The 9,123-nt window shown below is 47.4% G+C and carries 8 protein-coding genes; 3 read left to right on the forward strand and 5 right to left on the reverse strand.

The genetic code is table 11. The features are described from left to right. The first annotated feature begins 28 nt into the window (after positions 1–28). Positions 29–2,731, forward strand: a complete 2,703-nt coding sequence (locus tag ACLQ6D_RS06245; protein ID WP_411726424.1) for a cation-transporting P-type ATPase — start codon at positions 29–31, stop codon at positions 2,729–2,731. A gap of 205 nt (positions 2,732–2,936) precedes the next feature. On the opposite strand, the gene ACLQ6D_RS06250 is transcribed toward ACLQ6D_RS06245, so the two are convergent. The 4 genes from ACLQ6D_RS06250 to lptF all read right to left on the reverse strand — a co-directional run bounded on the left by ACLQ6D_RS06250 (position 2,937) and on the right by lptF (position 6,480). Continuing rightward, on the reverse strand, positions 2,937–3,470 hold the full coding sequence (locus tag ACLQ6D_RS06250) for a gamma carbonic anhydrase family protein (protein WP_411726425.1): 534 nt from the start codon (positions 3,468–3,470) through the stop codon (positions 2,937–2,939). 191 nt (positions 3,471–3,661) lie between these two features. Further along, positions 3,662–4,075, reverse strand: a complete 414-nt coding sequence (locus ACLQ6D_RS06255; RefSeq protein WP_411726426.1) for a hypothetical protein — start codon at positions 4,073–4,075, stop codon at positions 3,662–3,664. 231 nt (positions 4,076–4,306) lie between these two features. Continuing rightward, positions 4,307–5,377 (reverse strand): LPS export ABC transporter permease LptG, encoded by a 1,071-nt coding sequence (lptG, locus tag ACLQ6D_RS06260; RefSeq protein WP_411726427.1) that lies wholly within the window; start codon positions 5,375–5,377, stop codon positions 4,307–4,309. Next, entirely contained in the window at positions 5,374–6,480 is a 1,107-nt protein-coding gene (gene lptF / locus ACLQ6D_RS06265) for an LPS export ABC transporter permease LptF (RefSeq protein WP_411726428.1), read from the reverse strand. The genes lptG and lptF overlap by 4 nt, the downstream gene beginning before the upstream one ends. Before the next feature lie 139 nt (positions 6,481–6,619). Here lptF and ACLQ6D_RS06270 point away from each other — a divergent pair, with 139 nt between their 5' ends. Beyond that, positions 6,620–8,107 carry a leucyl aminopeptidase gene (locus ACLQ6D_RS06270; RefSeq protein WP_411726429.1) on the forward strand — a complete coding sequence of 496 codons (1,488 nt, stop codon included), beginning with the start codon at positions 6,620–6,622 and terminating at the stop codon, positions 8,105–8,107. A gap of 9 nt (positions 8,108–8,116) precedes the next feature. Beyond that, on the forward strand, positions 8,117–8,545 hold the full coding sequence (locus ACLQ6D_RS06275; protein WP_411726430.1) for a DNA polymerase III subunit chi: 429 nt from the start codon (positions 8,117–8,119) through the stop codon (positions 8,543–8,545). A 260-nt stretch (positions 8,546–8,805) separates the two neighbouring features. Here ACLQ6D_RS06275 and ACLQ6D_RS06280 read toward each other — a convergent pair. Further along, positions 8,806–9,123: PIN domain-containing protein (locus tag ACLQ6D_RS06280; RefSeq protein ID WP_411726431.1), on the reverse strand; the 318-nt coding region annotated here is incomplete at its 5' end.

Below are 9,123 nucleotides of genomic sequence, written 5' to 3' on the forward strand. Positions count from 1 at the left end.
GAAGCATAAACAGCGCCAACAGACTCCGATGTGGCATTCACTGCCTACGAATGAAGTTTGTGCAGCCCTCGCCAGCGATGAATCGGGCTTAAGCCTAGCGGAAGCGGAACAAAGGCTAAAAAAACACGGTGCCAATAAGTTAACGCCTTCCATTAGCCGCAGCCTTCTCAAACGGTTTCTAAGCCAATTCCACAATGTCTTAATCTACCTATTGCTGGGCGCGGCCTGCATAACCTACGTCATCGGGGAACGTATAGATAGCCTGGTTATCCTGGGTGTGGTATTCATCAATGCATTAATAGGTTATATCCAGGAAAGCAAGGCAGAAAAAGCCCTGCATAGCATTCGTAACTTGTTGACCCAACAGGCGATGGTGCGCCGGGATGGCAAGGATTTCCTGGTCTCTGCCGAACAATTGGTGCCTGGTGATATCGTTAGTCTGGAAAGCGGCGACAAAGTGCCGGCAGACATTCGTTTGGTGCAGGCTAAGAGTTTACGTATTGATGAGTCCATGCTCACGGGCGAATCAGTTCCGGTCGAAAAACATAGCCGAGCGGTAGAACTCAATGCCGTGTTGGGGGATCGGCGTAGCATGGCTTATTCAGGGACTCTAGTGACGTATGGCACCGGTCTAGGTATTGTGGTCGCTACGGGCGATTCTACCGAGATAGGCCGTATCAACAAGTTGCTAAGCTCGGTTTCACCATTGGTCACGCCCTTGCTTCGGCAAATTGCCGAATTTAGCCGATGGCTGACGTTGATAATCTTAGCCGTCGCCACTGTGACTTTTCTATATGGTTGGACTATTCAGCACTCCTCACCGACAGAATTGTTTATGGCTGTGGTCAGTCTGGCAGTGGCGGCAATTCCTGAAGGCTTACCGGCTATTATGACCATTACCCTAGCTATTGGTGTCCAACAAATGGCCAGGCAAAATGCCATTATCCGGCGTTTACCTGCGGTGGAGACTTTAGGGGCAGTCACGGTCATTTGCACTGACAAAACCGGAACCCTGACCTGTAACGAAATGACGGTGAAATCAGTTTTCGCCGACAACACTCTTTTCACGATAGGGGGCGCTGGCTATGACCCCAAAGAAGGTTGCATTGAGTTGGATGGAGCTGCGATAGATATAAAAAGCTATCCCGATTTGGAGATGCTGATAAAAGCTGCGGCGCTTTGTAATAACGCCTCAGTGATACAAAGTTCCGGCGTTTGGATAAATCAAGGTGATCCCACTGAAGCCGCATTGATTACACTGGCATTGAAAGCTAATATCGCAGTTGATGATTTAAAGCGGGAATTAACACGTATCGATACGATTCCGTTCGAATCGGCGCATTGTTTCATGGCGACACTTCATCATCATCAAGGGACAGGCTTTGTATTAGTTAAGGGGGCCCCTGAACGTGTTCTCAGTCGATGCAGCCATCAACTTGAGAGGAGCTTGAAGATACCTATTGACCTTGAAGAATGTTCTCGGCAAATCCATAAATTGGCCGCCTGTGGTCAACGCGTCATTGCAGTCGCCTTAAAGTCATTGCCCGTAACACAAAGGCAGGTGAACTTTGCAGATGTCGAGTCAGAACTGACATTGCTGGGTATTATTGGCATGGTTGACCCCCCCAGGCCTGAAGCTTTGCAGGCCGTGCATAACTGCCAGGATGCCGGGATTCGGGTCAAAATGATAACTGGCGACCATGCCGTGACGGCGTTGTCCATCGCCGAACAGATGGCTATTGGTAACGGTTCCGTCCTGCGCGGGGAGGATCTGGATCGTATGTCTGACAGTGAGCTTAAAGAGGCCGTTTGCGCTGTTGATGTTTTTGCCCGTGTCAGTCCGGAAAATAAATTACGCCTGGTCATGGCTCTGCAAAACCATCATTTTATCGTCGCGATGACGGGTGATGGTGTCAATGATGCGCCTGCGTTGAAATGTGCTGATGTGGGCATAGCGATGGGCAAGAAAGGGACGGGGGTTGCCAAGGAAGCGAGCGAAATGGTGCTGGCGGACGATAATTTTGCGTCCATAGCAAGGGCGGTGGAGGAAGGGCGCGGAATTTACGACAATCTAAAGAAGGCGATACTATTTATTTTGCCCACCAGTGCCGCCGAAGCATTGATGATTATAGTGGCTATCCTGTCGGGTAATATTTTGCCCATTACGCCGGTACAAATTTTGTGGGTTAACATGATTACGGAAATTACTTTGTCGCTCACGCTGGCTTTTGAGGCACCGGAAAGCAAAGTCATGAGCCGTCCCCCCAGGAAACCTGACGAGCCGTTGCTTTCCGGTTATTTAGTCTGGCGCATCGTGTTTGTTTCTGTGGTTATGGTGGGAGGGACTTACGGCCTTTTTCTTTGGGAGCAAAGCCTGTCTTCCTCAATTCCAGCAGCGCGGACGGTGGCAGTCAATACACTAGTCATGTTTGAAATTTTTTATGTTTTCAATAGCCGGTATTTGCTGAACTCAGTCCTCAATATACGGGGACTATTTGGTAACTGGTTGATTTGGCTGGCAGTTGCTATTTTGGTGATTGCACAGTTAGGCTTAACCTATTGGCCGCCAATGCAGGCTATGTTCGGGACAGAGAATATTGACTTGCATACCTGGACGTACATTATCGTGGTCGCGTCCAGTTTGTTTGTGTTGGTTGAGATTGAAAAATTAATCATTCGCTCGGTGATAGCTAAATTTTCGGGGACGAATAAAGAGCCGTTTTTGGGTTGAGTGTGCCGGGTTGGGCTGGGTCTATATCTATAACTTCAGGATATTAAAAGTGACTATTCACCACGAAGGACACTGAGAACACGAAGTTTTTATTGCTTGTTCGAACACAAGGTAACAAGCCTTCCTTATCAACCTCCATTTCAACACCAACCGATTCTTCGTGATCTCTGTGGTGAATTATGAAAGCAGATTGGATCCAGAATTTTTACGAGTCCTCAAGATATTTGTTCTTGAGTTCTACATAATGCCGACTGGAATAAATCAAAAATTCCCTTTCCGTATCTGTTAAAGGCCTGACTAATTTGGCAGGGGAGCCAACGTAAAGATGCCCACTTTCGAGAATTTTGCCGGAAGGGATCAATGCGCCAGCGCCTAGCATCACGTAATCTTCTATGACAGCATCGTCCATAATGATTGCGCCCATACCGATCAGGCAATAGTCGCCAATTTTACAAGCATGGACAATAGCCCTATGGCCTACTGTGACACCTTTGCCGATGATTAAGGGATAACCACGGTCAGTAAATTTTCCGTAATGTGTGACATGTAAAACAGAACCATCCTGGATATTGGTGTCGTCGCCTATCGTAATGCTTTCAACATCCCCCCTCACCACAGTCGTCGGCCATATAGAGACATTATCGCCAATAGTGACATCGCCGATCACAACAGCGCTGTCATCAATGTAAGCCGAATGACCAATTCTAGGCAGAATACCGTTGAATTCTCGGATGCTCATTGCATTCCTCTGATTGAATTTGCAAAAGGTAGTATTTAGAGTATTGAATTAAGAAATGGGCCTACAAGGTATTTGTTTGGCACCCCAATTGCGATCCCTGGATTTGGAAAAGGGTAGTTTTGTCAATATTAATGGGATTTTGCTAAATGTGGATTTGCCTGGCAGTAAGGACTGCCAGGCAGGGTTGAGCATTATTTCTTTATAGCATCGGCTTTTTGTTGAGCAGAATCGCTAACTTCACCGGCAACTTCAGATGTTTTTTCGAGCGTTGCTTTAGTTGCATCTAAAGCCCCTTCTTTTATGGCTTCACCCGCTTTTGCGGCGGTATCTGCTGTCGCACTTGCGGCATCTTTGGTGCCTTCAACAATTGCGGATCCCGCTTCTTTTGCGCCTTCAACAACGGCAGATCCAGCGTTTTCGGCCCCTTCAACAGCCGCAGCACCGGCGTTGGTTGCGCTATCAACTGGTTTAGAAGCCTCCTCAGTAGCAGTACTCGTGGTGGATGGCTCAGCAGTTGAAGTCTGCGGTGCATTCCCACTATTATCACAGCCTGCCAATAAAGCTATACTGATCATACTTGTAGCAATAATCTCTTTAGTTTTCATACTTGGGATATCCTGATGTTGAGTTACGAATGATGTTGTCGGTTACCTGGAGATTTCATAGGTAATGCCTAATACTAACACATTGGTAAATGTGCTTTGCATAAAAAATTGATTTTGAAGGCATCAAATGCGTTATCTTTTAGCCAATGGTATCCCCATAAGCTTAAGGTTAAATTAATAAAAAATTCTTTTCGATCAGTGTGCCTAACTAAATGTAAGAGGATGTATAAGTTACGTTTTGGCTTTTTTCATGGCGAATAAGACGACCGCAAAAACTGTTAAGCTGGGGAGCAGCGCCATTAATGGCGGATTGAGGTTATAGATTAACCCCATGTGGTTGACGATTTTATCGACAATATTGAAGCCCATCCCAATCGTGACGCCGATCATGATTCGGGCGCCGACGCTTACCCCTCTGTGGATACCGACAACAAAAGGAGCCGACACCAACAACATAACGAAAGTCGTCAGCGGACTGACAGCACGCGCCCAAAAAGCGGCTTCATAAGTGTGTGATTTTTGATGATTGGCTTTTAAAAACTCGACGTACATCGCCAAATCGTATAAGGAGAGATCATTAGGATCAACGACGACAATTTTCAATAAATTGGGGGCAATTGACGATTTCCATGTCTGCTCAATTTGTTGGCTTACCTGGATGTGCTGTGTTGAAATTACCGATTGCCTAATGTTTGTCAGTTTCCATGTATTGTTACCCAAAAAAATTGCCTTATCGGCATGTATCGCCCGATGTAAACGATGTTGCCCGTCCAGTTCATAAATGCTAATGTCAGAAAACCCCCCATCGTCTCCTGCTTGGCGTACATTGACATAGCTTGAACCTTCGCGCAGCCAAAGCCCGTACTTAGAATTCATGATAACCTGTTCATTGATGGCGGACATTTTAATTTTTTGCCCGAGCCTTTCTCCCAATGGTGCGATAAATTCACCGATCAGCACTGACACCGTAACAAGGACAAGACCCGCCAGCATAGTGGCCTTTATGATCCCCAGCACTGAAAGGCCGGATGCCTGCATGGCGACCAGTTCGCGGGTATTGCCCATAGCGCCCAGGACAAATAAGCTCCCAATCAATGCCGATGCCGGCACCAGTTCAAAAAGTACCCTGGGCGAGGTTAAGCTAAGATAAAAAAAAATTTGTTTCAGGCCATAGTGGCCTTTACCCAGATCTTTCAATTCATCGGCAAAGGTAAACAAATTGAACAGCGTCAGCAAGACCAACAGCGCAATTAACGAGCCTTTCAGGATTTCTTTGGCGATATAGAATGACAGTACATTCATTTTGAAACCTTTTTTCTAAAAGTCGCAATTAACCATTGATATCCGTACCAGTTTGCCAGTAACAGCAAGCCAGTAACGAGCAGAAGTAAACTTACCCAAAAAATGCCCGGCCAAGCCGGAATAGAACCCTTAATGACACCGCTTCGGGTAACACTGGAAAGGTTTCCGTAGCTAAAATAAATTAAAAAACCCAGCAATATGCTTCCGTAGATGCCGCCCCTGGGTGAAATTTTTGCCAGCGGCACGGCAAGAAATGCCAATAAAAGAATACCTAATGGCAAGAAAAGCCGGTTTTGTAATTCTGCGACATCCCTTTTTTCTGTAGACTTCCATAACGCGCTGCTGGCAATTGCGTTGGGCGTAAGTAAAGCCGATACGGCCCGTTCTTGTATCTTTACAGCGTATTCCTCAAACACTTCAACGGCATAATCGTAATCGCCGGGATGACCTTGGATGCGTTCACCGTTCTCAAAAACCATGTAACGTCCGCCCGGTAACTCTTCGAAACGGCTATGTTCTGCGGTGACTATGCTCAGTTTATCTGTTTTCCGATCTTGCACAAAAATAGAGTGCATTTTGTTGTCCGAGGTGATGTTCTCGACATAAAATACCAAGTCACCCTGGCTGTATTCACTAAATTTACCCGCCGCGATACCACGGATATCGGAAGATTGTTCATCCTGATTCAGTATTCTCTGAATCCTGCTTTCAGCCCACGGCGAGACGTAGAGAGATAAGCCAAAGGTGATGATGCTCAAAGGAAACACCAACAAAAAAACCGCCCTGTAGAGGGTTCCAGCGCCACCCCCGGCAGCGGCAATTGCCGACATTTCCTGGTCTTTGTATAACCTCCCCAGTACCATCAATAGTGCCATGAAGGTCGCGGCAGGCAACAGGGAAATGCCAGCGGTAACCGTTTTTAAGCCCAAGATAGTCATTAAGGTGTCATTGGAAATATGTCCCTCAACCGCCTTATCGAGAATCTTGATGAATTTTCGGCTCACGATGATGACTACAATAACAGTCCACACTGACAATAGCGTCTTCAGCAAGTCCTGGGCAATCATCCTGTCCAAGACGGAAATTAATGGTCGCCTAGCCATTTTATAGCCTTTTGGCCAATCCGCTTCCAAGCCTATCTCCTCAATCAAAACGATAATTGTGTTGTATAATCAAAACAGATTTGAGTGGGCAACTGCCGTCCACCCACAAACCTTACCCACTAGAAACAGCTAAACACAGATGGACTATTCTATAGAAACTGCGCCCCTAGAAACACTGTCATGTGATTGTATCATCATCGGTGTCTATCAAGACCGGCAACTGGTTCCTTCTGGAACAGCGCTTTCCGACAACATTCAACACGTAATCGCCAAAGTCATTAGCCGGGGTGACACGAGCGGTAAGGTGGCTGAAACTGTCCTGATAAATGTCATTCCAGATAGCGGGGTTGAGCGTGTGCTGTTGGTCGGCTTGGGCGAAAACAAGCCCTTATCGCCCAAAGATTTCAGGAAAGCGCTATCAGCTGCGGTCAATAGCCTTAAAAAACCGTACATAAAATCAATTGCCTGCGGTCTTGCAGACATTGCCGTCGAAGGCTGCAACCTGCAATGGAACGTACGGCAAATCGTTGAGGTGTTCAACGATGCCGTTTACCAATTTACTGCCCTCAAATCCGATAAGGAAACCGAGAGCAAGCTACAAAAAATCACGATTACGTCACCAGAAAGCGGACTTGCTTCAGCTCAACTGGGTTTAACCCAAGGCTTGGCAATTGCCGAAGGCGTTGGTTTTACCAAAGCGCTTGCCGATCTCCCAGGCAATATCTGCACCCCGACTTACCTGGCTGAACAAGCGATTGAACTCAGCAAAAACCATTCAGGACTTAGCGTTAAAATTCTGGAAGAATCTGATATGACCGCACTCGGCATGGGTTCTTTTCTATCCGTTTCACGCGGCAGCCGGCAACCCGCCAAATTGATTGCCCTGGAATACCAAGGCGGCAAGAACGGCAGTAAACCTGTGGTCTTGGTGGGCAAAGGCCTAACCTTCGATGCGGGTGGCATTTCATTAAAACCCGGCGCTGGCATGGACGAGATGAAATACGATATGTGCGGTGGCGCGGCAGTCATGGGCACTTTGCTTGCCGCCGTAAAAATGCAATTGCCGATCAACATCGTGGGCTTAATCCCCTCATCAGAAAACATGCCTGATGGCGATGCCAACAAACCCGGCGATATTGTCACCAGCATGTCCGGTAAAACCATAGAAGTCTTGAACACGGATGCAGAAGGCCGATTGATCCTTTGCGATACATTGACTTATGCAGAACGATACAAGCCTGATGTCGTCATAGACTTGGCAACCTTGACCGGCGCTTGTCTAGTGGCTTTGGGCCGTGTCCCCAGCGGCTTGCTTGGCAACGATGACGACCTGTGCAATGCCTTGATTGCAGCGGGTGTAGCCGCTTGTGACAGTGTTTGGCGCTTACCCTTATGGGAAGAATATCAGGAGTTGCTCAAATCCAATTTTGCCGACCTTGCCAACATCGGCGGCAAAGATGCCGGTACGATAACCGCCGCCTGTTTCCTTTCGCATTTCGCCAAAAATTTCCGTTGGGCGCATCTCGATATAGCTGGCACAGCCTGGCGGACAGGACAATTCAAAGGCGCAACAGGCCGTCCCGTGCCCTTATTAAGCCAATATCTCATCGACCGGGTAAGCTCATAGGTTAGGCGGGTGCCTGAAATCAGCTTTTACGTATTGCCGACGGAATCAACCCAGGAACGCTACCTGTTTGCCTGCAAACTGATAGAAAAAGCCTACCGCAGCGGTTCTTTTGCTTATGTACTCACCGATTCTTTAGAACAAAGCCAGCTCATCGACGACCTGCTCTGGACTTTCAGGGCAGGCAGCTTTATTCCCCATCAGGTTTACACGGGCGACCTGCCCACTATTGAAAATGTCGTATTGATAGGTTTAAGCAATCCACCTGAACGCTGGCAGAAGACCGTGATTAACTTGTCTTCGCAATGCCCGCAAGATTTTCAGCAAGCCGAACGCATTCTTGAAATACTGGATAACAGCGAAGAAACCAAAACATGGGGTAGAAATCGTTATCGGCAGTATCAACAGGCGGGGATTGAAATTGCTACGCATAAGATGTGATGATTGCTCCAGGGAACCCCTAATAATACCCTCTCACTCAGGGCAAAGGTATCTATACAACTCGTCATCTCGGCATGGATTGCCGAGATCCAGAAGCCATGGATGGCAATGTTAAATCTTGCCATCCATTTTTTGGATTTATGGAAGACACCTTTGAGCTGATTTCCACATCCCTGTGTTCTGGATTCCGGCAATCCATGCCGGAATGACGGTGAAAAACATGTGTGAGTACCTATTGCCCTGATGGAGAAGGAGATTTCTCAGTTAATCCAGTTTTCTATCGTCAAGCCTTCTACCCAATCGAACTCCCGGACATTATTGGTCACAAGTGTGGCGGCTAGGCTCAGTGCATGGGCAGCAATCAACATATCTAACGAGCCTATTGGCGTTCCTTTGGCTTCAAGTTGAGCCCTGATTTCGCCATAACAAACAGTCACTTCGGCATCAAAAGGGAAGGGAGTCGCTATTTTTGCGAAAGCTTGTTTTGGGCATCCCAGCCCAAGCAAGCGGCAAAAACTTAACGCGACCGCCAATGCCTGCGGCTGCCCCAGCCGTCCTGCTTCCCTCGTTTTATACCC

Origin of the sequence: Methyloglobulus sp. (assembly GCF_046714055.1) — a bacterium.
GTDB lineage: Bacteria > Pseudomonadota > Gammaproteobacteria > Methylococcales > Methylomonadaceae > Methyloglobulus.